We start from the raw sequence: 22,897 nt of genomic DNA, 5'->3' as shown, positions 1-22,897 counted from the left end.
GCCCCCTACCAGAGCATGCCGACCAAGGTCGGCATCTACCCATGCCGGCTTTGCTATCCTTTCCGCCCACGCCAGGGAGCTGTCCCGATGCCATCGCTGTCACCTCGTCGCCCGCTGGTGCTGCTGGCCTTGATCGTCGTGATGGCGGCGATCTTCCTGATCGACACCGTCACCGACTACGCCGTTGCGGCGGCGTGTTTCTACGCAGCGGTCATCCTCGCCGCCTCGCGCGTGCTGAGCGCACGTAGGCTGATCGCGCTGGCTCTTGCCTGCATCGCGCTGACCGCTCTCAGCTTCTTCCTGACCCGCTTCGGCACCTACCGCATCGGCCTGGTCAATTCGGTGATCGGCATGCTGGTGATCGGCATCACCACCTACCTGGCCTTGAACATGGAAGCGGCCAAGGCGGCGGTGCAGGAAGCACAAGGGCGATTGCTGCGGGTCGCGCGCGCGTCCACCGTGGGCGAGCTGACCACCTCCATCGCGCACGAGGTGAACCAACCGCTGGCGGCCATCGCCAGCAGTGCCGAGGCCTGCCAGCGCTGGCTGGCGCAGGACCCGCCGAACGTAGACAAGGCGCGGCAGACCGTGGCCCGCATCCTGGCCGATGCGCACCGCGCCGGCGACGTGATCGCGCGCATCCGCGGCCTGACCCAGGGTGCCGCGCCGGAGCGACGTGCCTTCGATCTGAACCAGGCGGTGGAAGAAATGCTGGCACTGTCACGCAGCGAGCTGGATCGACATGGCGTGGCGGTGGCGCTGCTGCTGGATGCCGACCTGCCACCGGTGCAGGCCGACCGGGTGCAGGTGCAGCAGGTGATCGGCAACCTGATCCTCAATGCCGTCGACGCGATGGAAGCAGTGCCTGCCGCTGACAGGCGCCTGTCGCTGCTGACCCAGCGCGACGGCCAGCGGATCAGCCTCAGTGTGCGCGATCGCGGTGTCGGCCTCCCCGCCGACCATCCCGAGCGGGTGTTCGATGCGTTCTGGACCACCAAGTCGCACGGTCTTGGCCTCGGCCTCAGCCTCAGCCGTTCGATGATCGAAGCCAACGACGGCCAGATCCGCGCCGAGCGCCCGAGCGGCGGCGGGGCCTGCTTCGTCTTCGACCTGCCCATCGCCACGGATGTCGCTCATGCGTAAGCCCACTGCCCCGGTTGCCGATCCGGCACCGATCGTCTACGTCATCGATGACGACCCCTCGGTGCGCGCGGCGCTTGAAGATCTGTTGGCGTCAATGGGGCTGCAGGTAAGGGCCTTCGCCTCCACCCAGGCGCTCCTGGCCCACGAACTGGACGATGCACCGGCCTGCCTGGTGCTGGATGTGCGCATGCCCGGCCAGAGTGGCCTGGAGTTCCATCGCAGCATGGGCACCCATGGCCTGCAGCTGCCGGTAGTGTTCATCACCGGCCACGGCGATATCGCGATGGGCGTGAACGCGATCAAGGACGGCGCCATCGAATTCCTGACCAAGCCGTTCCGTGACCAGGAGCTGCTGGATGCGATCCACAAGGGCATCGAGATCGACCGCCAGCGCCGCCGCGACGGCGAGGCACTCGGTGCCCTGCAGCAGCGCTGGAACACGCTCAATGCCGGTGAGCGCGAGGTGGTCGATGGCGTGGTGCGCGGCCGGCTCAACAAGCAGATCGCCGGCGACCTGGCGGTCAGCGAGATCACGGTGAAGGTGCGCCGCGCACAGGTGATGCGCAAGATGGGCGCGCGCAATCTGGTCGATCTGGTGCGGATGTACGACCGCTTGCAGTCGGGCACGCCCTGACCCTGCAGCAAGGCAGGGCGGTCGGCAGCATCGCCCCGCATTCCACCTGCGCTATTTCCGGGTGGCCAGCACACCCAGCAGCAGACACGCCAGCAGCATCGCCGCACGACGCTGAACTTGTCGACCACCGCGACCTTGGCCAGTTCACCACTCTGCAGCGCGCGGAAGTAGACCAGCCATGCGGCGCCGGTCGCCAGGGAGGAGAGCACCAGGAACAGCTGGGTGCGCCCCGGCAGCAGCAGCGGGTTGGACCACTTGCCGGTGACCACCACCAGCGGCAGGATCACCGCCGCCACGATCAGGGTGCGCAGCGCTACTCCACCCTGCCATCGGTGGGGCTTCACCTGGCCATCACCATCGTTACAATGGGCCAGGAATCGCCAGGGGGCGATCTGCAGGGAATGCACCATGCTTGAACTGGACATCATCCTCCCCCTTGCCGGGGCGGCCGCCCTCGACCGGGCCGCCCTGCCGCGCAGCACTTGGCTGCCGCTCCCCTTCCCCTTCCCCTTCGTTTCGCAGAAGCCTGCCCGTTCGGCGCGGCAGGTTCCTCATCGCTTGCCCTGACCGGAGCCGTCGATATGTCCGAGAACACTCTGCCTGCCACGCCGGCCGCTACCGCGCCGATCACCTACCTCGACCGCGCCATGGCCACGCTGCGCAGCCTGGGCCTGGCCGCCCCGCAGGACAACAACGCGCCGGCCATCGCGCTGGTTTCGCAGCTGTCCACGCTTGACCAGGGCCGCGTGGTGGCCATCGCCCGGGTGCTGCAGCAGTCCGGCCATTTCAATGCCGTGATGCGTGATGAAATCAGCTCGGCCAAGGTGTCCGACCGCTATACCGAGATCGTCCGCGCCTTCGACAGCATCCGTGACGATGCCAGCACCATGGTCGAACAGGTCCGCGACGGCAGGATCGACATGGGCGAGCGCCTGCAGAACCTGTGGATGAAGGTCACCCGCGGCGATATCCCGAGCCGGTTCGAGAAGATCCGCCGTACGTTCCTGGAGGTCAGCCGCGATTCGGCCGAGCAGCTGCAGCGTGAATCGCGCGTGCTGGAGATGTACGGCGACTTCCGCCTGTCGATCAAGGATGCCGAGGTCCAGGCGCATGAGTTGTTGAAGCTGCAGCAGCAGCGGCTGGCCGAAGCGCGCGAAACGCTGAAGCAGGCGCAACAGCGCGTGGAATCGGCCGACCCGGCCGCCGATGCCGCCGATACCGGCCGCCTGGTGATGGCCCGCGATGAAGCGCTGCGCAACAGCCAGGCCGAAGAGTCGCGCTACCAGCTGGCCAAGGACCTGGCCGAGAACCTGCAGGTGAACTACGCCACCTCCGAGGCGATCATGCTGCGCGTGCACCAGTCGCACGAGGTCAAGCGCCGCGTCAACGAGCGCTCGGTGGTGTTCTTCTCCACCAATGAAACCAGCTTCACCGCCTTGAACCTGGCCTTCACCACGCAGATGGGGCTGCACGAGTCCACGCAGGCGCTCAACGCGATGACCGAGGGAACATCCAAGGGGCTGGAAGCGGTGGCCAACATCGGCGATGAAGTGCTGCAGGAGGGCCTGAAGGCCGGCTACGGTGCCACCATCGGCGTCGATTCGGTGCGCAGACTGGTCGATGCGGTGGTGCGCTTCCAGGAGACGTCGCTGCAGGAAATCGATCAGCTGCGCAGCCAGGCCACCCGCGACTCGGCGGAGATTGCCGAATATGTCGAACAGGGCAAGCAGCGTTTCGCCGCCCTGCTGCAGGCACCGCCGAGCCCGGAGCCGCGCTGACGTGAGTGCGACGATGGCCCCTGCCGAGCTGCAGGATGCGTTGCTGACCATGGATGTGGTCGACCAGCTGCGCTACCGCAATGCCGAAATGAAGGCACTGGCCGACAGCGGCCATGACCAGGCGAGGCTCAAGCAGCGCCTGGCTGAACTGTACCGCTCGCAGGGCATCGAGGTCTCCGACGAGATCCTCGAGGCCGGCATCCAGGCCCAGCGTGAGCAGCGATACCTCTACACTGCACCGCGTGGCTGGAAGGCTTGGTTGGCCCGGCGCTGGATTGATCGCCGTCGGCTGCTGAAGTGGACGCTGATAGCGGCGTTGGTGCTGCTGGTGCTCGGGGCGCTGCTGATGATGGCGCGCAGCTTCGGCGCATTCGTGCACGAAAGCAACGTGCAGAAGAACGTGCAGGTGTTGAACGACAAGGTGGCAGCGCAGCGGCAGGAAGCCGCGGCAGCGCGTGCCCTGCTGGCTCGGCAGGAACAGTCCCTGCAGGGGCTGCTGCCGCGCGCCAGCGCCAGTGCGGAGCGCCTGCAGCCCCTGACCGAGCGCGCCCAGTCAGCGCTGGCGGAAGCGCAGCGGCGCTTCGCCGGCGTGCCCGCCGCCATGGCGGACCTGCCCACCCTGATCCGCCAGGACAAACTCACGCGTATCAGCAGTGGTGGCAGCGCCACCGGCGAACAGGCCGCCGCGCAGGTGGAGCAGCAGCGGCAGGCGGCCGCAGCGCTGCTGGCGCGCGCCAGGGAAACCCTGCCCGCACTGACCGAGCGGGTGACCACGCTCGGCCAGGCCATCGATGCCAGCGAACTGCTGGACAGTACCGACACGGCCGCAAAGGCGGCACGCCTCACGCCGGACGCCGAGAAGGTGCGCGCACGCGCCTACACAGCCGGCGACGTCGCACTTCGCGCCGGGGACATGGCCGCGGCCAACCAGGCGGTCACCACGCTGAAGGAGCTGATCGGCAGCGCCGACAGGCTGGTCGCGCTCAACGAGCGGCTGGCCCAGCTCAAGGCCGACGGCCTGGCCACGGGCGTTGCAGGCGAAGACCGCAAACGGCTGGAACGTGCGCTGGACCAGGCCGCCCAACGGGTCCGCGTCGAGACACTGGCCGAAGCCGGGCCGGCGATCGACGAGGTCGGCCAGCTGGTGGCGTTGCTGTCCAAGACCCTGGTCTACCGCATCGTCAACCGTGACGGTGAGCGTACCGGCGTCTGGCGCTACAGCGAAAAGGCCAATGGCAGCCGCAACTACTACCTGGTGACCGAAGCGCTGGACGAGGCCGGCAACGCCACCGAACTGCTGATCCGCAATGAGGAAACCGGCAAGGACGAGTGGGCCTCGCTGTTCGCCGTACGCGTGCCGGAGGCCACCTACAACCGGGTCGCAGCCGACAAGCAGGACAACGGCATCATCGAGGACGACCAGATCGGCAGCAAGCCGCGCGGCAGCCTGTCGCCGCGTTTCCGCATGCCCACCACCGGCGGCTACATCACCCAATGGTGATGGGTAAGGAACTGACATGAGAGATTTGAACGACGCCATCGCCGACGTTGTGGCCGATATCCGGCAGGTGCAGGCACGGATGGCGGAGCGTGGCGATCAGTGCCGAAGCCTGATCGAGGAACAGGAATCCCTGCACGGGCAGGTGCGCGAGGAATTCAACGCACTGGCGCGCCTGCAGGCCGAGGCGGCCGTGGATTTGCCACCGGTGGTGGCCCGCGACCTGCTGCAGCAGTCCAACGCCGACCTGAAGCGCCGCGATCGCAAAGCAGCGGTGCTGGCCGACGAGCTGCGCGTACTGCTGGACATCGAGCAGTCACTGCAACAGCGTTCGCAGGAGGCCATTGCCACACGCAATGCAGCCGGTGAGCGGTTGCAGGCCCTGCAGGAGCAGGTGGACACCACGCTGGACGCAGAGCTGGGTTATCGGGCGCTGCAGAGCGACCTGCAATTGGCCGAAGCGCGCGCCGATACGGTCGAGCGCATGGCCGCTTCGGCGCAGGCGGAGCATGACGCCAAGGCCGGCGCCTACCAGGCTGACCCGATCTTCATGTACCTGCATGGCCGCGGCTTCGGCAGCACGGCCTATCGCGGCTGGCCAGTGGTACGCACTGTCGATGGCTGGCTGGCCGAGCTGTGCGGCTTCGACCGGGCGCGTCGGGAGTACGCAACGCTGGTCGAGCTTCCACCTTACCTGCAGCTGCATGCCGGACGTGCCCGCGACGAGGTCGATGCCGTGCGTGAGCCGGTGCAGCAGGCGCGCGACGCCGCGCTTGCCCACGCAGGTGGCGACCCGTTGCGGCAGCAGTTGCAGGTCGCTCAGGGTGAGGTGGCACAGGCGCTGCTGGCCGAGCAGCTGCATCGGCAGGCCGTGGATGCAAAGCAGGCACAGATCGATGGCTTCCGCAGCTGGACCGATGCCGAAGGCAGCGCTCTGCTCGTCGCGCTGGCACGCAGGCTGTCGGCCACCAGCATGGACGACCTGTACCGGCGCGTGAGCGTTACCGCGTCCGGCGAAGACGATGCCGTGCTTGAACGCATCCATCGCACTCGTCTTCGCCTGGACGAGATCGAAGGCCTGGTCGGTGAGCACACCCGTGAAATGGCCATACTGAAGAAGCGCCTGGACGACCTGCAGGCCGCCCGCAACAGCTACCAGGCCGCTGCTGACATCGAGCGCCAGGCCTACAAGGCGTCGACCTACCGGGCGGCCGCCTCGTCCACGGTCGCCGCGTCCTTCTTCAGCACAACCACCAGCAGCCGAAGCACCACCCGCTCCTCTGGCAGCCTGTTCGACCTGCTTGCGGGCGGATCCAGTAGTTCAAGCTCCCGTTCAAGCTCCAGCTCGAGTTCGAGTTCGAGTTCAAGCTCCAGTTCCAGCGGCAGCAGCTTCCAGAGCGGTGGTGGCATCAGTGGTGGCGGTGGCTTCAAGACCGGCGGCGGGTTCTAGCCCTCCACCTGCCGGGTGCGCCGCTTCATCCGCGTATCCAGTAGGCCGACGCCCAGCAGCACCAGGCTGGTCAGCCATCCGGCGGCCAGCAGGTGCAGCCACGGCAACAGCAGGCCCAGCACCAGCAGCGCCGCGGCGCCCAGCAGGTGCGAGCGCGGCGTGTGTCCATAGACCACGCGCTTGTACAGGGCGCTGCCCAGCAGATAGATCAACGGCCCGGCCACCATCACGGTGGCGTACACCGTGCTGACGGCTGCACCCGGATGGTCCATCACCAGGTCGTTGCCCACCGCCGTGGCGATGATGCCGGCGATCAGCAAGGCATGCACGTAATGGAAGTTGGCGCCCATCCGCCCGGGGTCTTCGGCATGGGTGATGGCCTCGGTGGCATCGCGGCTGGAGATGCCGAAGTACAGCCACCACATGGCAATCGTGCCGGCGAACGTGGCCAGCACGGCCGAGACCACTTCCCCGCTCCAGTGCTCGACTTCACTGAGCACGCCGCCGGTGGCCAGCAGGGTTTCGCCCAACGCCACGATGACGAACAGCTGGCAGCGCTCGGCCAGATGCCCGCCCTCGATGGTCCAGTCACGAGTGTGCGAACGGCCCATGCCCGGGAACGCGAAACCGAACATCGGCGAGATGTACTCGCAGGCCACCGCCACCGCCCACAACGCCAGGCGCAGAGCGCCATCGGCCGCGGCACCGGCCAGCCAGAAGCACGCCGAAACGCTGACCCAGGCCAGCATGCGGCGGAAGTTGGGCGCCAGCGGATGGTTGCGGCCGACCTCGAACAGGACGAATGCCGTGCGCCCCACCTGCATCGTGGCGTAGGCCCCCGCGAACATCCAGGCCCGATCGGCAAACGCCTCGGGAATGGACGAAGACATCAGCAGCGCCAGCAGCATGGTGGCAAACAGCAGGCCGCGGATGCGCGGCGCCTGCGGGTCGAACCAGTTGCTGACCCAGCAGGCGTACTGCCAGCCCAGCCAAACCGCGAACCACAGCACCAGGGTCTGCAGCACGCCGGCCAGATCAAGGCGGTGCAGCAGGTGGTGGCTGAGCTGGGTGACCGCAAAAACGTAGACCAGGTCGAAGAACAGTTCTTCGTAGGTCACGCGGGCATGGTGGCCATCGCGATGGCGCAGCGCGGGCAGGCGCAGTCGGGTGCTCATGGCCGGCCTTCAGCGCGCCAGGCGCCAGTACAGCAGGCCCGCCAGCAGTGCCGGCACGGCGAACACCAGCAACAGGATCGGCAGTTCCTCGCGCACGCTGTAGCCGGCCTTGCTGACCCCTATCCACATGTTGACCACCGATACCAGCAGCCAGGTGGCGATGAACGCGATCAGCGCGGCAGGCAGCTGCGGGCTGCCCACGCTCCAGAGCCGGCCGAACAGCAGGAACACGCCCAGCAGCAGGACGCCGGCGGTGATCACCAGAAGCACATGCATATAACGATCTCCTTGGGCCTGCAGGCAGGCTAGCCCGCGCCGATTCTGCGCTCCAGCCGATGATCGTGGTTTCACTCTCCAGCCGCTGCGAACAATCAATGGCTGCCGGCACATAGCAAACGCGAACAGTTCCCATTAGTATTGCGTCATCGTGCAGGGATGCCCTCCCTGCGGCCGCCCTTCACCCCCTGTTGCCGGTCCGGATGTCCCAGCTGCCCTCGCCTCACCCACCCGCGCTGCCGCTGGTGTCTTCGCTGGTGCGCCACTACGAGGAACTGGTGGACTACCTGCGCCGCCGCTTCCGCTCGCCCGGGCTGGCCCGCGAGGTGGTGCACGACGTCTGCGTGCGCCTGCTGGAGCGGCCGCCGCTGCACGATGCACGGCAGCCGATCGCGCTGCTGCGCCGGATCGCGCATGACGCGGCGGTTGATCGCTGCCGCGCCGAGGATCTGCGCCGGCACTGGGTGGAAGCACGTGCCGAGCTGCCGGACGATGCCTGCACCCGACCCGGGCCCGAACAGCAGGCCCAGGGCCAGCAGGCGCTGCAGCAATTGAGCGCGACCATCGAGCGCATGCCGTGCCGGCGCCAGCAGGTGTTCATCCTGCACAAGATCCACGCACTGCCCCAGGCCGAGGTCGCGCTGCGGATGGGTATCGGCCTGAAGGCGGTGGAACGCCACCTGCGCCTGGCCATGGCCGACTGCCGCCGGCAGGCCATGCAGCAATGAGGCGTACACCCGGGCCTCCCACGCGGCCGCAGCCGTCGCAGGCTGCCACCACTGATGAACTGCTCGACCAGCATCGCGATGCGCTGAAGGAACGGTTTCCGCTGCCGGATCCGAAAACGCTGCAGCGTCGTCGCGGCGGCCGTGCCGCCAAGGTCGTGCTGCCCGCACTGGCGCTGATGGCCGGCGCGCTGTTGCTGGTCGATCCGGCCTGGCAGGTGCAGGACCATCGCACGGCGGCAGGCGAACGCCGCGCTCTCGATCTGGCCGACGGCAGCCACCTGCTGCTCGATGCCGGCACCCACCTGCAGGTGCGTCGCCACCTGCGTTCACGGCAGGTGGTGTTGATCCAGGGGCGCGTCCGCTTCCAGGTGCAGCATTCCGCATGGCGACGCTTCGAGGTCGATGCCGGGCCGGTGCACGTGCGCAACTACGGCACGGTGTTCGATGTGGATCGCCAGGGCGATCTGAGCGAAGTGACCCTGTGGCGCGGCGAGGTGGGGGTACGCGCCGAGGGCAGCGATGCCGAGCAGCGCCTGAAGCCCGGCCAGCGCCTGCTGGCGCAGCCGGGGGCGATCTCTCCGCCGGAGGCGATCGATACCGACCCGGCCGACTGGACCACCGGGCGGCTGCAGTTCGATCGGCTGCCGCTGGCGGAGGTGCTGCGGATCCTGCAGCGCTATCACGACCGCCCGATCGTGCTGGATGACCACACCCTGGGCCTGCTGCAGGTGTCCGGCGTGTTCGACGCCGACCGCGCCGACACCGCCGTGGCGCTGCTGCCGGAGATCCTGCCGGTACAGGTGCACACCGCCGCCGATGGCAGCCTGCACCTGCGCAGGCGCGATTGATCGCCCTTGATCGCCTCCGCAAGGGTGGGTTGCGCGCCGTCCCATCCGGCAGGTGCGTGAACCCCTCCGAAGGACCCCGCATGACCCGCCCTGTTTCGCCCGCCGCACTGCGTCGGCTGGCGCCCTCCCTGCTCGCCGCCTGCCTCTGCGCTGCCCTGCCCGCCGCCGCGCAGGCCGCTGCGCCTGCACCGATGGAGCTGCATCTGCCCGCCGGCCCGCTGCAGTCCTCGCTCAACACACTGGCGCGGCAGAGTGGCATCCAGCTGCTGTTCGCCGCCGACAGCGTGAGCGGCCGCACGGCCCCGGCGCTGGACGGCCGCTACACCCCACGCGACGCCCTGCAGCGGCTGCTGGCGGGACAGGGCCTGGCCCTGCAGGAACGTTCGCCGGGCGTCTTCGTAGTCAGCGCCGCGGCAGCGCCAGCACCGGCAAAAGCCAATGCCCCGGCGCGCGCGCCTGCAGCTGCGGCACCGACCTCGCTGGCCCGCGTCACGGTATCGGCCTCGACCGCACGCATGCCGCAAGGTGAGACTGCCATGCCCAACACCATCACCGTGCTCACCCGCGAAGACATCGCGCAGCAGCTGGCGCTGGGTTCGGACGTCTCGCGCGTGTTGTCCTCGCAGATTCCGGCCTTCGCGCCGGCGCGCGAGAAGATGTCGAACTACGGCGAAACAATGCGCGGCCGCGGCATCCTGTACATGGTCGATGGCGTACCGCAGTCGACGCCGCTGCGCGATGGCTCGCGTGACTCGCACACCATCGACCCGGCGATGATCGAACGCATCGAGGTCATCCATGGTGCCAACGCGCTGCAGGGCATCGGCGGCACCGGCGGCATCGTCAACATCATCACCCGCAGCGCGCCCAGCGAGCCCGGTGCATTCCTGCTTGACACCCACATCAGCTACAGCAGCGCCCTGCCCAGCCGCCGCGATGACAGTGGCCAGCGCGGTTCTGCGCTGGTCGGTGTGCGCGGTGAGCAGTTCGACCTGGTCGCCGGCCTGGCCTATGAGAAACAAGGCCTGTTCCATGATGGCGAGGGCCGTTCGATCGGCACCAATGCACAGGGCGAGCTGATGGATTCGACCTCGTCGAACGTGTTCGCCAAACTCGGCTGGACCATTGCCGAGGGCCATCGGCTGCAGGTGATGGCCAACCGCTACGAACTGCGCGGGCTGGACAACTACCTGGCGGTCAACGGTGATTACCGCACCGGCCGGCCGACGATTTCGGTGCGCGGTGACACGCCGCTGGAGCCGCCGATGAACCGCTCGCGCTCGCTGACCCTGGACTACAGCGCTGCCGACCTGCTCGGTGGCCGCTTCCAGGCGCAGGCGTTCGCGGTCGATTTCGAAGGCCGCTATGGCGCCAGCCAATGGGACCCGTGGGGCAACACCGGCGCCAACGCTGCGTGGGACCAGACCCAGAACGAATCGGACAAGCGCGGCTTCAAGCTGACCCAGAGCTGGACCCGCATCGCCGATACCACGCTGGACGTGACCCTGGGCCTGGACGGCCTGCGCGACCGCACCCACCAGGTGCTGCTGGCCAGTGGCATGAACTGGGTGCCGCAGACCACTTACCAGAGCCTGTCACCGCTGCTGCAGCTGCATTGGTGGCCGACCGACCACCTGATGCTGTCCGGCGGCGTGCGCTATGAAAAGGGCGAGCTGGACGTCGGCGACTACACCACCCTGCCCCGCTATGGCGCGCGCAAGGTGGCCGGCGGCAAGCCGTCCATGAGCGAGACCCTGCCCAACTTCGGCGCGGTCTGGTACCTCAATGATCGCCTCAATGCGTACGCCTCCTACTCAGAGGGTTACACGGTGGCCGACGTCGGCCGCGTGCTGCGCGCGATCAACCGTGACGGCCAGCGCGTGGACAGCCTGATCGACCTGTCCCCGGTCGTGTCGGACAACCGCGAAATCGGGCTGGAGTACGACGATGGCCGCTTCAGCGGTGACATCGCCTACTACACCTCCGAATCGAAGCTCGGCTCGGTACTGGTCTACGACCCGGGCATCGACGCCTACGCGGTGCAGCGCCAGGCCACCCGCGTGGAAGGCTTCGAGACCAACCTGCGCCTGCGCCTGGGCGACAGCCGCCTCGGCCTGGGCTACGCACGCGCCAACGGCCGCTACGATGCCAACCTCGATGGCCGCCTCGACAGCGATCTGGCCGGCGTCAACATCGCGCCGAACCGGCTGACCGCGTTCTGGGAGCAGAACTGGACGCCGCAGCTGAGCACGCGACTGCAGGCCAGCCGCGCATTCGACCGCGACTTCGACCTGCAGGGCGCGCGGGTAGCCGAGTTCAAGGGCTACACCACCGTGGACCTGGTCGCGCGCTATGCGCTGCACAAGCACAGCTTCACCCTGGGCGTGCAGAACCTGGCCAACAGGCAGTACATCAGCTACTACTCGCAGACCACGCCTTCGAATCCGAGCTACTTCTCCGGCCGTGGGCGCGTGCTGACGCTGGGCTGGCAGTACCGCTACTGAGGCAAGTGCTTCAGCGCTTCTTCCCGAAGCGCTGAAGCCGAGGCCAGGCAGCAAGTATCATGCACGCTCCTTGAAGAAGACGCAGGCAACATGGCGATACTGAGAAAGGCCGCGCCTCCCCGGATCGATCCGTCATCACCTTGGATCGATGATCTTTTCGAGCGCGAGACCGAGGGCCACGTACTTGCCAACCTGATTGCGTCCAGTGCAGAGTCGCCGCTGGTAATATCCCTTCAATCTCCATGGGGCAGCGGAAAGACAGTCTTTCTGCAACGACTGGCGCTTCACATGGCCGGCACCATGCGCATCCCCACGGTCACCATCGACGCCTGGAAGACCGATGACTGCGCAGATCCGCTGGTGGCCATCGTCGCCCAGCTTACCCGGCAATTGGAGGCCTTTCGCGTACAGGAGCCCAAGCTCAGCAGAGTCGTGGATCGCTGCATCTCCGGACTCGCCAGCCATGGCTCCAGGATCATCCTTCCCGGCAGCTCAATCCTTGCGGATCTCACGGTTCCGGGCAGTGGCAGCGTTCTCCGCGCAGCTGGACAGTTTGCCGAGAAGCTGCTTGACGCGCAGAAGCACCGAGCCGACGCTGAAAAGTCTTTCAGAAAAACCTTGCTGGACGTCCGCGACCTGCTGACCGGACGAGATCCCGGCCGTCGCCCGCGGCCCATACTGCTCATCATTGATGAGCTGGATCGCTGCCGCCCTGACCACGCGATCCGGACATTGGAGCGCATCAAGCACTACTTCGATGCCCCTGGAATCTCCTTTCTCATCGCGACTGATCGTGGAAACCTGCCCGCCGCCGTTCAATCCGTATACGGAGCGCACGTCGATGGCGAGCTGTATCTTCGAAAATTCTTTGACTACGAATTTCACCTGCGTGCCCCCCAGCCCAAAGTGTTCGCCAAGAATCTGGTCCAGAACTATCTTCTACCGGAGATCGAGCCGATCCTCATGCAGGAACTTCGCCCCACCCGCAGTGCGGAGATGGACTCAATGCTGGGGTTGATCCGCGATCCAGCCAAGACAAGACCTCTCCTGAAAGGGGAGTATCTGGATGCATTTCAGGAATTCTCCGAATCCCTGCAGCTGACCTTGCGGGATCAGGAGCAGGCGATGACCATGATTTCGGCGTTTGTTCACTCGCGGGCAGAAGATCAGGAACCGATCCCGGTCATCGACTGCTTTCTCGCCTGCCTGAGGTACGCCCACCCGCCCTCTTTCAGAGCGCTTGTGGAAGGTGGCACCCGCATCCCATTGATCGAATCCACCAGCGATGTGGATGTACAGTTCACAAAACGTCTTCGCGCCCTTCCCCACTGGGAGGCTATCGAAGTGGCAATCAACCAGACAAGGCTCCCGGGACCACCTCGCACCACTGAAGAGGGACCTACTGTTCTTTCGGACAAGCTGCTGAGGCTCTACTTGAGCACGTCCCGATCACGCCTGACGCGAACACCATTGTTGATCCTCGCCGCGAGACTGTACGCACGCGACTTCTACTTCTTCAGCTATGCAAGGGCGTTTCTGAGACTCGGCATCACCTGATTCCGGGCAGCCTCACCCTTGGAGGCCGCTACACGCAGCGTTGCAGAATACTAATGCCTTCCATGAAACCTATGCGTTTCTGCGATGACAAACCGCATGCTAGTTTCTGGGCCTCCTTCAAGCGGACCTGGACCATGCGCTCTTCCCTGCTCGCCCTCACCCTGGCTGCTGCACTGCCCGCCGCTCACGCGGCGGCCGCCGAAGCACCGCTGCCACAGCTGCGGGCATACACCGTGGATGCGTCCTGGCTGCAGCCGATGGCGCCGCTGCAGATTGCCGACCACACCTGGCAGATCGGCACCGAGAGCCTGACCGCGCTGCTGGTACAGACCAGCGAAGGTGCGGTGCTGCTGGACGGCGGCATGCCACAGATGGCCGGCCACCTGCTGGACAACCTGAAGGCACGCGGCGTGGCAGCGCAGGACCTGCGGCTGATCCTGCTCAGCCATGCACATGCCGACCACGCCGGCCCGGTGGCGGAACTGAAGCGCCGTACCGGAGCGCGCGTGGTGGCCAACGCAGAATCAGCCGTCCTGCTGGCGCGCGGCGGCAGTGATGACCTGCACTTCGGTGATGACATCACCTATCCGCCGGCCAGCACCGACCGCATCGTCATGGATGGCGAGGTGGTCACCGTGGGCGGCATCGCCTTCACCGCACACTTCATGCCCGGGCACACCCCCGGCAGCACGGCCTGGACCTGGACCGACACGCGCGAGGGCAAGCCGGTGCGCATCGCCTATGCCGACAGCCTGAGCGCGCCGGGCTACCAGCTGCGTGGCAACGTCCGCTATCCGCGTTTGATCGAGGACTACACGCGCAGCTTCGCCACCGTGCGCGGGCTGCCCTGCGACCTGCTGCTGACGCCACACCCGGGCGCCAGCCACTGGGACTATGCCGCCGGCAGCAAGGCAGGTGCCAACGCACTGACCTGCAAGGCCTACGCGGATGACGCCGAGGCGAAGTTCAACGCGCAGCTGGCCAAGCAGGCGCAAGCGCGCCCTTGAGGATGGGCGGCAACACTGCCGGCCACCCGTGTCTCAATCGGCGTCAGCCGTCCTGCCCATGCTCGGCGAACGCCTCGATGCTGCCATCGTTGCGCACCAGCTCGACGGTGTACGGCTGCACGTAGCCATCCGGCATCTCCATGCCCGGCGAACCGGCCGGCATGCCCGGCAGCACCAGGCCGCGCGCCGCCGGGCGCTCGGCCAGCAGGCGCTTGATGTCCTCGGCGGGCACGTGGCCCTCGACCACGTAGCCGCCGATCTCGGCGGTGTGGCAGGAGCCCTTGCCGGCCGGCACACCCAGCCGGACCTTGATCGGGTTCATGTCATCGGTATCGCGCACCTCCACCTGGAAGCCTTCTGCCTTCAGGTGGTCGACCCAGATGCCGCAGCAGCCGCAGCTGGCGGTCTTGTGCACGACAGCGATCGGCAATGCCGGATCGATCGAGGCCGGGCTGGCCGTGACGGGTGCCGCGGGGGCCTGTCCTGCAGGCGATGCAGCGCTGGCGTCTTCAGCAGCGCGTGCGCAGGCGGCGGTGGCAAGCACGGTGCCCAGCAGCAGGCCGAGGGAGAGAGAACGGTTCATGGGTTGATTCCTTTGCAGATGCGGGCAGTACCGCCCGCCACCGGCGCATCAATGGCGCAGGCAGGGTCGTAAGTAGAATGAGCAGCCATGGCAGGCGCTTGCGCGCCTGCAGGAATCAATCGATGGGTGGCCGCAACGGGTCCGGCAAAGGCGGCGGCGCGCGTTGCGCCGCGTTGAACGGCATAGGCGCCTCGCGCCAGGGCGACGCGGGCGTTCCATTCAACGTGGCCAGCATGCCCAGGCAGGCCGGTGGGCATTCGCACTCACCGCTTGCGCAGAGCGTTGATGCCGCTTCGTCGCAGCATCCGTCCATGGCAGTGGAATGCGGGGCGACGCAATGCCCTGCTGTAGGCACCGATGCATCCGGCAACGACGCAAGCGCCAGCGCCGGTGCATTCAGCGCCAGGGCAACAAGCAGCATCCATCGCAGCAGCAGGCCAGGCAGGTTCACGCGTCGATGATAGCCGATGCGCGCATCAGGCCGTCGCCGCCGCCATCGCACGCATCCTTACCGGAATCGACTTGGCCGCCGGGGTGCCGCTGATCCGGTCGTAGTAGTCCAGCGGCAGCAGTGGATTCAGTTCGGGGTAGTAGCCGGCCAGCGCGCCGCGCGGCATCGGGTAGTCCAGCACGGTCAGGCCATCGATGCGCCGGCTCACGCCATCGCGGCTGATCGTCTCCAGGCTGACCTGCGCTTCCTTCTGCAGCCCGCGCGCCAGCCGATCCTCGATGTTCATGAACAGCACCATGCGATCGTTGTACACGCCGCGGTAGCGGTCGTTGTAGCTGTAGATGGTGGTGTTGTACTGGTCATGCGAGCGCACCGTGGCCAGCCGCAGCATCTCGGGGTCATCCACCGGCTCGTCCACGTCCAGGCCGGGCATCACCAGGATGTTGGCCTTGCCATTGGGCGTGGGCCACACCCGGCGGCGCGGCGGAATATCCAGGTGGAAGCCATGCGGCTGCTGGATGCGCTGGTTGAAGCCGGTGTAGATCTCCGGGTACACCGCTGCGATCAGGTCGCGGATCGGGGTGTAGTCGTGCATGCACGCGGCCCAGTCGACTTTGCTGCCAGGCAGCGTTGCCATCGCCATGCGGCAGACGATCTCGACCTCCGGCAGCACCTCGGCACTGACAGGCTCCAGCACACCGCGCGAAGCAGTCACGTTCGACATCGCATCCTCGATGGTGACGAACTGCTCGCCGGCCGGTGTCACGATGCGTTCCGAGCGCGCCACCACCGGCAGGATCAGCGCATCGCGGCCATGCACCAGATGCCCACGATTGAGTTTGGTGGCGATGCCCACGGTCAGCTCCAGGCCGCGCATCGCCTCATAGGCGCGCGGCGTATCGGGCACGGCATGGATGAAGTTACCGCCCAGCCCGATGAACACCTTGGCGCTGCCGTCCAGCATCGCTTCGATCGACTCGACCACATGGTGGCCGTGCTCACGTGGCGGATCGAAGCCGAACACCTGCTGCACGCGGTCCAGGTAGGCCGGCTTGGGCTTCTCGTCGATGCCGACGGTGCGGTCACCCTGCACGTTGGAGTGGCCGCGGATCGGCCCGATGCCAGCGCCGGGCTTGCCGAAGTTGCCACGCAGCATCAGCAGGTTGGCCACCTGCTGCAGCAGGCGCGAGCCGTACTGGTGCTGGGTCAGGCCCATGCCGTAGCAGATCACGGTGGCGTTGGAGCGGATGTAGATCTCCGCACAACGGCGGATCTGTGCTTCGGAGATGCCGGAAACGCGAACGAGATCGTCCCAGTCCTGCGCCATCACATCGTCGCGCAGCGCGTCCAGGCCCACGGTGTGTTCGGCCAGGAAGTCGTGGTCGAGCACACGCTCGCCCTGCGCCTCGCGCTCGAACATCACCTTCATCATGCCCTTGATCAGCGCCAGGTCGCCGCCGATGCGGATGTGCACGAACTCACTGCTGATCTCGGTCGAACCCAGCGTGGCCATCTGCACCACGTCCTGCGGCTCGGCGAAGCGGATCAGCGCGCGCTCGGGCATCGGGTTCACCGCCACGATCGGAATGCCACGTTTGCGCGCTTCGACCAGGTTGCTCATCATCCGTGGCGAATTGGTGCCGGTGTTCTGGCCGATCACGAAGATCGCCTCGGCATGCTCGAAGTCCTGCAGCACGATGGTGCCCTTGCCTACGCCGATGGCTGGTGGCAGACCACGGCTGGTCGGCTCGTGGCACATGTTCGAGCAGTCCGGGAAATTGTTGGTGCCGAATTCGCGCACGAAGATCGAGTACAGGAACGCCGCTTCGTTGGGCGTGCGGCCGGAGGTGTAGAACTCGGCCTGGTGCGGGCTGTCCAGCGCCTGCAGGTGGCGGCCGATCAGCGCGAAGGCCTCGTCCCAGCTGCACGGCACGTAGTGATCGGTGGCCGCGTCGTAGCGCATCGGCTCGGTCAACCGGCCCTGCATCTCCAGCCAGTAGTCGGTCTGCGCCATCAGTTCGGTGACGGTGTGCTGGGCGAACAGCTCACGACCGGCACGGAACTGGGTGGCTTCCCAGGCCAGCGCCTTGGCACCGTTCTCGCAGAATTCCAGCTTCCTGCGCTCGTCGGCATCGGGAAACGCGCAGCTCGGGCACTTGAAGCCGCCCGGCTGGTTCATCGCCAGCAGCGCCTTGGAGCCCTTGCCGATCACGCTCTGCTGCAGCAGCACCTTGGCGGTGGCGCCGGCGGCACCCCAGCCACCGGCCGGCTGGTTGTAGGGCTTGTAGCGCGGTGGCTTCTGCTCGGACATGTTCGGGAACCTGGCGGGAGGAACGCAACAACAGAACGGCGCTGAATGTGGGCGTGCTGCCATTCGGCCGCTCGCCAAGCCCTACAGTCAAGCATGGTCCACGCGACGGCGCCAGAGGCTGGAACCGATTGCAGCACAGCGTGTCATGACAACGGTTACCACCGCGTCAGCGCGCGGCCACTGCGCTATTCTCGATGCCGTGGGTGGTCCACCACCTGCGTTTCCCTCTTGCCCGGACACGCTGAATGCCTGACTCCACCCCGCCGCACACCCCGCCTGCCGGCACGGCCCAGCGCCCGATGCAGCGCTGGCGCAGCGAGGGGCAACAGCAGCAGGTCGACGTGGTGGCCGAGGAAGTGCCGGTCGCGCTGCGCTACAACGGCGCCGCCTTCGCGGTAATGATGGCCACCCCGTGTGACCTGGAGGACTTCGCGCTGGGCTTCTCGCTCAGCGAAGGATTGATCACTGCGCCGTCGCAGCTGTTGACCATCGATGTGCGGCCCCAGCTGGAGGGCATCGAGCTGCAGATGACGGTGACCGACGACGCACCCGGCGCCGATCTGGACCCGGCCAACGGGCGCCTGCTGCCCGGCCGTGGCGGCTGTGGCCTGTGTGGCACCCGCCAACTGGAGGACGTACTGCGTCCGCTGCCGCAGATCCGCGGACGCCGCACCTATCCGCATGCCGCGCTGCAACGGGCATTGGCCACCCTGTCGCAGCACCAGCCGATGAACGAAGTCAGTGGTTCCACCCATGCTGCGGCCTGGGCCGACGCCAGCGGGCGGATCGGCTGGGTGCGCGAGGATGTCGGCCGGCACAATGCGCTGGACAAGCTGATCGGCGCGCTGCACCACAACGAACACGTCATCGACGGCGGCCTGCTGGTGATCTCCAGCCGCGCCAGCTACGAGATGGTCAGCAAGGCGGTGCGTGCCGGCGCCAGCGTACTGGCCGCGGTCTCGGCGCCGACCGCGCTGGCGATCGACCTGGCCCGAAGCGCCGGGCTGTGCCTGGTCGGGTTCGCGCGCGAGAACGGATTCAACGTGTACACCCATCCCGAACGGTTGCAGGCGGACGACGACACGGCGGTCTGATACCGGCCGGGAGCACCTTGCCCCCGGCCGAGGCATGCCTCAGCGCAGCGCCACCTTCGGGAAATCCACCGGCACGTCGAACGCTACGTTGACGTAGTTGGTGAACAGGTTGAGTGCCACGTGGGCGAGGATTTCGACGATCAGCTCATCGTCGAAGCCCGCTGCGCGCAGCGCCTGCACATCGCCATCGGTGATCTGTGCGCGCTGCTCGACCACTTTCAGTGCGAAGTCCAGTGCGGCGGCCGTGGCCGGATCGCTGGACTGGCCGATCTGCGCGGCGGCCATCTGTTCGCCACTGGCGCCGGCCTTGCGACCCAGCGCGGTGTGTGCGGCCAGGCAGTACTCGCAGGCATTGCGGTTGGCGATGGCCACGGCGATCTGCTCGCCCAGCAACGGTGACAGGCGGCCAGCGCCCAGCGCGCCGAACGCCCCCCACATGCTCTGCAGCGCGGCCGGGGAATTGGCCACGGCACGGAACATCGCTGGGGTGGCACCGAAGGCGGCATGCACCTGGCCCAGCAGGGCCTGGCGGTTGGCGGTGGTGGCGGAGGCATCGATCAGGGGGACACGGGACATGGAGGATCTCCTTGGGAAAGCGCCCGGGATTGGACGACCCGGCCATCCTAGGTAGACTCCATGGACACATCAGGCCATATCGGCCGCTTGTATTGTCCATTCGTCCATGAACGCTTCTGCAATCCAGACAGATGCCTCCGCGCCTGACCGGCTGTCCTCGCTGCTGGAGCGTTTCCGCGTGCAGGCCGCGCTGTTCCACAGCGGGCCGCTGTGTGGACGCCATGTCTTCGAGCCGCAGCCCGGGCGCGCATTCCTGCACATCCTTCGCCAGGGCGAGATGGAGGTCCGCCATCCCGATGGCGATACCGCACTGCCACGACTGAAGATCGACAGCCCCAGCCTGCTGCTGTACCCGCAGCCGCTGCACCACGTGTTCCACAACGCGCCGCTGGAGGGCCCGGACTTCACCTGCGCCACGCTGGATTTCGATGGTGGTGCGCGCAATCCGATCGTGCAGTCACTGCCGCCGGTGATGGTGGTGCCGCTGGCTGCGATCAGCGAACTGGACGACACCCTGCACCTGCTGTTTGCCGAGGCTGATCGCCAACGCTGTGGTTCACGGCTGCTGACCAACCGCCTGTTCGAAGTGGCGTTGATCCAGATCCTGCGCTGGGTGGTCGATCACCCGGATGCGGCGGGTGTCAGCGATGGGCTGATGCGCGGCCTGTCCGATGCAAGGCTGGCGCGCACGCTGGTCGCAATGCACCAGGCGCCACAGCACGAATGGACGCTGCCGCGAATGGCGGCCACCGCCGGCATGTCGCGCAGCGCCTTCGCGGCAGTGTTCAAGGAGGTGATGCAGGCGACACCCGCGAGCTACCTGCTGGACTGGCGGCTGAGCCTGGCCTGCGCGCAGCTGCGTGCGGGCGTGGCGGTCAAGCAGGTCGCCATCGAGGTGGGGTTTGCCGATACCGCGTCGTTGTCGAAGGCCTTCCGCAAGCGGCTGGGGGCGTCGCCACGGGCGTGGTTGGCCGCGAGCGCAGCGCAGGCTGGGTAAATGGGTAAGGGGTAGAGTCGACCGCTGGTCGACTATCGCGCGAAGCGCGGGGGTTTCGTGGCCTGGCCGAAGAGCAGCCGACCAGCGGTCGGCTCTACCACGGGTGATGTCGGCGCGTTCGTGGCCTGACCGAAGGGCAGCCGACCAGCGGTCGGCTCTACCAAGAGCAATGCCCGCGCGATGGCCGATGGCCTAGCTGGCCGCCCCACCCGGCTTCGCCAGCAACCCGGCGATGCGTTCGACCACCTGGGCACGCACGCTTTCGTCCAGCTGCCCTTCGTACATCGCTTCGTAGATCCACAGGCCATCGGCCGCCAGCCGCGCCACGAAATTGTCCAGCGCGGCCGGGTCGTCCTGCCCGGGTGAAGGCGGCAACGGCGCCCAGCGTCGTACGGCCGGGCCCCACGGGCGCTCATCGGCATCCGGGTCAGCCGATTCGAGCATGAACATCAGCTCGGCACGGGTGGCGCTCTGCGCCGACACCCTCACGAAGGTCTGGTAGCGCTCCAACGCCGTCGCTTCGCCGGCGCGCTTGCCCAGCAGCGCTTCCATCGACGCTTCCCAGGCCTGCACCAGGTGCTCGTCGATGCCGCGCAGCAGCGCCTCGCGCGAAGGGAAGTGGTACAGCAGGCCGCCGCGGGTCAGCTGGGCCTCGGCCGCCACCGACTCGAAAGTCACCGCACGCACGCCGTCACGATTGATCACGTTGACGGCGGCGTCGAGGATGCGCTCGCGCTTGCTGGTTCTCATCGCATCATTTTACGCGATCGGCCGCGCCCTCGCGGCTGCCGACGCGGCCACGCAGCAGGCGCGCGATGATCGTCGCACCGACCGCCAGCATCACCGTGATCACCAGCAGCACGATCTGGTAGCCGCGGTCGTACGCGGCCGTGGCCAGCGTGAACCACTCGCCCTGCCCGCTCTCGCGTGCCACATGCAGGGCCTGGGTGAAGCCCTCGCGTACCAGCGCCGGCATGTCGGCCGAGGCCGGCAGGAAGGCGCTGTACATCGCCGCGCTCAGGCTGCCCAGCATCGCCACCGCCAGCAGGCCACCGAATTCGTACGACACCTCTTCCACCGACGAGGCCATGCCCGCGCGGTGTGCCGGCACGTTGTTGAGGATGGCGGTGGACGCCACCGAGATGGCCGAACCCATGCCGAAGCCGGTGATGGCCATGCCGGCCACCACCCAGCCCAGGCCGTGCGGGAAGCCGAACGCAACCACGCCGACACCCACCGCGCCTGCGGCCAGGCCACCGCAGATCAGCGGACGCAGGCCGACCCGGTGCAGGATGCTGCCGCCCAGCAACGCGCTGGGCAGGCTGCCCAGCGCCGCCACCGAGACCAGCAGGCCCGCCTGCAACGGGGTGAAGCCCGCCACCAGCTGGAAGCGCTGGGTGGTGACCAGCTGCAGGCCGGCCATCGCGAACAGGGTAAACACCGCCGACAGCGTGCCGGCCAGGAACGCGGGATTGCGGAAGATCGCGAAGTCCAGCAGCGGGTACGGCAGCTGCTGCTGGCGCCGCGCGAACGCCGCACCGCTGATGACCGCCAGCAGCAGCGCGCCGGCGCCCAGCGCGTACGACGGCGGCGTCGCGATCAGCGACTTGATCGCCAGCACCAGACCGGACAGCGCAGCCAGCGCCAGCACCGACGACACCAGATCCCATGGGCGCGAGGTATCGCGCTGGCCTTCCGGCGCCAGCAGCAGCGTGGCCACGAAGGCGACCACCACCACCGGCACGTTGATCAGGAACACCGAGCCCCACCAGAAATGCTGCAGCAGCCAGCCACCGATGATCGGGCCGAGCGCGGCGCCGACGATGGCCACCGAGCCCCAGATCGCGATGGCGATGTTGCGCTCGCGTTCTTCGTGGAAGCTCAGCCCGATCAGCGCCAGCGTGGCCGGCATCATCGCTGCCGCACCGACCGCCAGGAACGCGCGCGCGGCGATCAGCTGCGCGGCACTATCGGCGAATGCCGCGGCCAGTGAGGCAACACCGAACACCACCAGGCCGATCAGGAACATGCGGCGGTGGCCGATGCGGTCGCCGAGCGTGCCGGCGCCGAGCAGCAGGCCGGCCATCACCAGCGGATAGGCATTGATGATCCACAGCGCCTGGCCGGCGCTGGCCGACAGTTCCTCGGTAAGCGTGGGCAGCGCGGTGTAGAGCACGGAGTTGTCCAGCGTGACCAGCAGCAGGCCGGCGGCCACGGTGAACAACAGCGCCCAGCGACGGGCGCGCGACAGGGCCGGAGCACCGGCCAAGGGCTGGGACAGAGCCAT

The 22,897-nt window shown here is 67.3% G+C and carries 21 protein-coding genes and 1 pseudogene; 13 read left to right on the top strand and 9 right to left on the bottom strand.

The features are described 5' to 3' along the window. Positions 1-87 precede the first annotated feature (87 nt). Both AC5P7U_RS03060 and AC5P7U_RS03055 read left to right on the top strand, forming a co-directional pair. Positions 88-1,143, top strand: coding sequence for a sensor histidine kinase (locus AC5P7U_RS03060; RefSeq protein WP_006447794.1), 1,056 nt, complete (start codon positions 88-90; stop codon positions 1,141-1,143). Next, the gene (locus tag AC5P7U_RS03055) at positions 1,136-1,777 is read left to right on the top strand and encodes a response regulator transcription factor (protein WP_414555198.1); all 642 of its coding nucleotides are present in this window, start codon (positions 1,136-1,138) and stop codon (positions 1,775-1,777) included. The genes AC5P7U_RS03060 and AC5P7U_RS03055 overlap by 8 nt, the downstream gene beginning before the upstream one ends. A 72-nt stretch (positions 1,778-1,849) precedes the next feature. On the opposite strand, the pseudogene AC5P7U_RS03050 reads toward AC5P7U_RS03055, so the two are convergent. Further along, positions 1,850-2,094: pseudogene (locus tag AC5P7U_RS03050) on the bottom strand (EamA family transporter); the annotation flags it as partial. A 91-nt stretch (positions 2,095-2,185) separates the two neighbouring features. Here AC5P7U_RS03050 and AC5P7U_RS03045 point away from each other — a divergent pair. Genes AC5P7U_RS03045 through AC5P7U_RS03030 form a run of 4 tightly spaced genes read left to right on the top strand, consistent with a single transcriptional unit; the run spans position 2,186 to position 6,503 of the window. After that, positions 2,186-2,344, top strand: coding sequence for a hypothetical protein (locus tag AC5P7U_RS03045; RefSeq protein ID WP_414555197.1), 159 nt, complete (start codon positions 2,186-2,188; stop codon positions 2,342-2,344). Positions 2,345-2,358: 14 nt separating this feature from the next. After that, entirely contained in the window at positions 2,359-3,555 is a 1,197-nt protein-coding gene (locus AC5P7U_RS03040; protein WP_006447887.1) for a hypothetical protein, read from the top strand. Position 3,556: 1 nt separating this feature from the next. Beyond that, entirely contained in the window at positions 3,557-5,056 is a 1,500-nt protein-coding gene (locus tag AC5P7U_RS03035; protein WP_414555196.1) for a DUF6384 family protein, read from the top strand. Between the two features lie 16 nt (positions 5,057-5,072). Beyond that, positions 5,073-6,503, top strand: coding sequence for a coiled-coil domain-containing protein (locus AC5P7U_RS03030; protein WP_495220778.1), 1,431 nt, complete (start codon positions 5,073-5,075; stop codon positions 6,501-6,503). Here the strand turns inward: AC5P7U_RS03030 and AC5P7U_RS03025 are convergent. Both AC5P7U_RS03025 and AC5P7U_RS03020 read right to left on the bottom strand, forming a co-directional pair. Next, positions 6,500-7,678, bottom strand: coding sequence for a low temperature requirement protein A (locus AC5P7U_RS03025; protein WP_006447931.1), 1,179 nt, complete (start codon positions 7,676-7,678; stop codon positions 6,500-6,502). The two genes, AC5P7U_RS03030 and AC5P7U_RS03025, sit on opposite strands and share 4 nt — an antisense overlap. 9 nt (positions 7,679-7,687) lie before the next feature. Next, positions 7,688-7,954 (bottom strand): hypothetical protein, encoded by a 267-nt coding sequence (locus AC5P7U_RS03020; RefSeq protein WP_006447934.1) that lies wholly within the window; start codon positions 7,952-7,954, stop codon positions 7,688-7,690. 203 nt (positions 7,955-8,157) lie between these two features. On the opposite strand from AC5P7U_RS03020, the gene AC5P7U_RS03015 reads away from it, so the two are divergent. The 5 genes from AC5P7U_RS03015 to blaL1 all read left to right on the top strand — a co-directional run bounded on the left by AC5P7U_RS03015 (position 8,158) and on the right by blaL1 (position 14,598). Continuing rightward, positions 8,158-8,682, top strand: coding sequence for an RNA polymerase sigma factor (locus tag AC5P7U_RS03015; protein WP_414555194.1), 525 nt, complete (start codon positions 8,158-8,160; stop codon positions 8,680-8,682). Beyond that, positions 8,679-9,530, top strand: a complete 852-nt coding sequence (locus tag AC5P7U_RS03010) for a FecR family protein (protein ID WP_006447992.1) — start codon at positions 8,679-8,681, stop codon at positions 9,528-9,530. Before AC5P7U_RS03015 ends, AC5P7U_RS03010 begins: the two co-directional genes overlap by 4 nt. An 80-nt stretch (positions 9,531-9,610) precedes the next feature. After that, complete coding sequence (locus AC5P7U_RS03005; RefSeq protein WP_414555192.1) at positions 9,611-12,034, top strand: TonB-dependent receptor; 2,424 nt, start codon at positions 9,611-9,613, stop codon at positions 12,032-12,034. Between the two features lie 90 nt (positions 12,035-12,124). Continuing rightward, entirely contained in the window at positions 12,125-13,591 is a 1,467-nt protein-coding gene (locus AC5P7U_RS03000) for a KAP family P-loop NTPase fold protein (RefSeq protein ID WP_197563198.1), read from the top strand. Positions 13,592-13,725: 134 nt separating this feature from the next. Then, the gene (gene blaL1 / locus AC5P7U_RS02995) at positions 13,726-14,598 is read left to right on the top strand and encodes a L1 family subclass B3 metallo-beta-lactamase (protein ID WP_414555191.1); all 873 of its coding nucleotides are present in this window, start codon (positions 13,726-13,728) and stop codon (positions 14,596-14,598) included. 43 nt (positions 14,599-14,641) lie between these two features. Here blaL1 and AC5P7U_RS02990 read toward each other — a convergent pair whose 3' ends face one another. The 3 genes from AC5P7U_RS02990 to AC5P7U_RS02980 form a co-directional block, all read right to left on the bottom strand. After that, positions 14,642-15,181 carry a DUF411 domain-containing protein gene (locus AC5P7U_RS02990; RefSeq protein WP_197563202.1) on the bottom strand — a complete coding sequence of 180 codons (540 nt, stop codon included), beginning with the start codon at positions 15,179-15,181 and terminating at the stop codon, positions 14,642-14,644. Between the two features lie 115 nt (positions 15,182-15,296). Next, positions 15,297-15,632, bottom strand: a complete 336-nt coding sequence (locus AC5P7U_RS02985; RefSeq protein WP_308307973.1) for a hypothetical protein — start codon at positions 15,630-15,632, stop codon at positions 15,297-15,299. A 25-nt stretch (positions 15,633-15,657) separates the two neighbouring features. Continuing rightward, a complete protein-coding gene (locus AC5P7U_RS02980) occupies positions 15,658-17,943 on the bottom strand; it encodes an FdhF/YdeP family oxidoreductase (RefSeq protein WP_006448224.1) in 2,286 nt (761 codons plus the stop codon). Positions 17,944-18,188: 245 nt separating this feature from the next. Here AC5P7U_RS02980 and fdhD point away from each other — a divergent pair, with 245 nt between their 5' ends. Then, positions 18,189-19,037 (top strand): formate dehydrogenase accessory sulfurtransferase FdhD, encoded by an 849-nt coding sequence (gene fdhD / locus AC5P7U_RS02975; RefSeq protein WP_197563204.1) that lies wholly within the window; start codon positions 18,189-18,191, stop codon positions 19,035-19,037. A 39-nt stretch (positions 19,038-19,076) separates the two neighbouring features. Here fdhD and AC5P7U_RS02970 read toward each other — a convergent pair whose 3' ends face one another. After that, positions 19,077-19,613: a carboxymuconolactone decarboxylase family protein gene (locus AC5P7U_RS02970; protein ID WP_197563206.1), complete on the bottom strand. Its 537-nt coding sequence runs from the start codon at positions 19,611-19,613 to the stop codon at positions 19,077-19,079. Between the two features lie 106 nt (positions 19,614-19,719). Between AC5P7U_RS02970 and AC5P7U_RS02965 the strand changes: the two genes are divergently transcribed. Continuing rightward, positions 19,720-20,610, top strand: a complete 891-nt coding sequence (locus AC5P7U_RS02965; RefSeq protein ID WP_197563208.1) for an AraC family transcriptional regulator — start codon at positions 19,720-19,722, stop codon at positions 20,608-20,610. A gap of 192 nt (positions 20,611-20,802) precedes the next feature. Here AC5P7U_RS02965 and AC5P7U_RS02960 read toward each other — a convergent pair whose 3' ends face one another. Together AC5P7U_RS02960 and AC5P7U_RS02955 are read right to left on the bottom strand one after the other, a co-directional pair. Further along, complete coding sequence (locus AC5P7U_RS02960; RefSeq protein ID WP_006448274.1) at positions 20,803-21,360, bottom strand: TetR/AcrR family transcriptional regulator; 558 nt, start codon at positions 21,358-21,360, stop codon at positions 20,803-20,805. 4 nt (positions 21,361-21,364) lie between these two features. Next, positions 21,365-22,897: an MFS transporter gene (locus AC5P7U_RS02955; RefSeq protein WP_197563210.1), complete on the bottom strand. Its 1,533-nt coding sequence runs from the start codon at positions 22,895-22,897 to the stop codon at positions 21,365-21,367.

This window comes from Stenotrophomonas sp. YJH_SMC_57 (genome assembly GCF_059369755.1).
The sequence above is the reverse complement of the archived record's forward strand: the minus strand, read 5'-3'. Positions and strand labels throughout refer to the sequence as shown.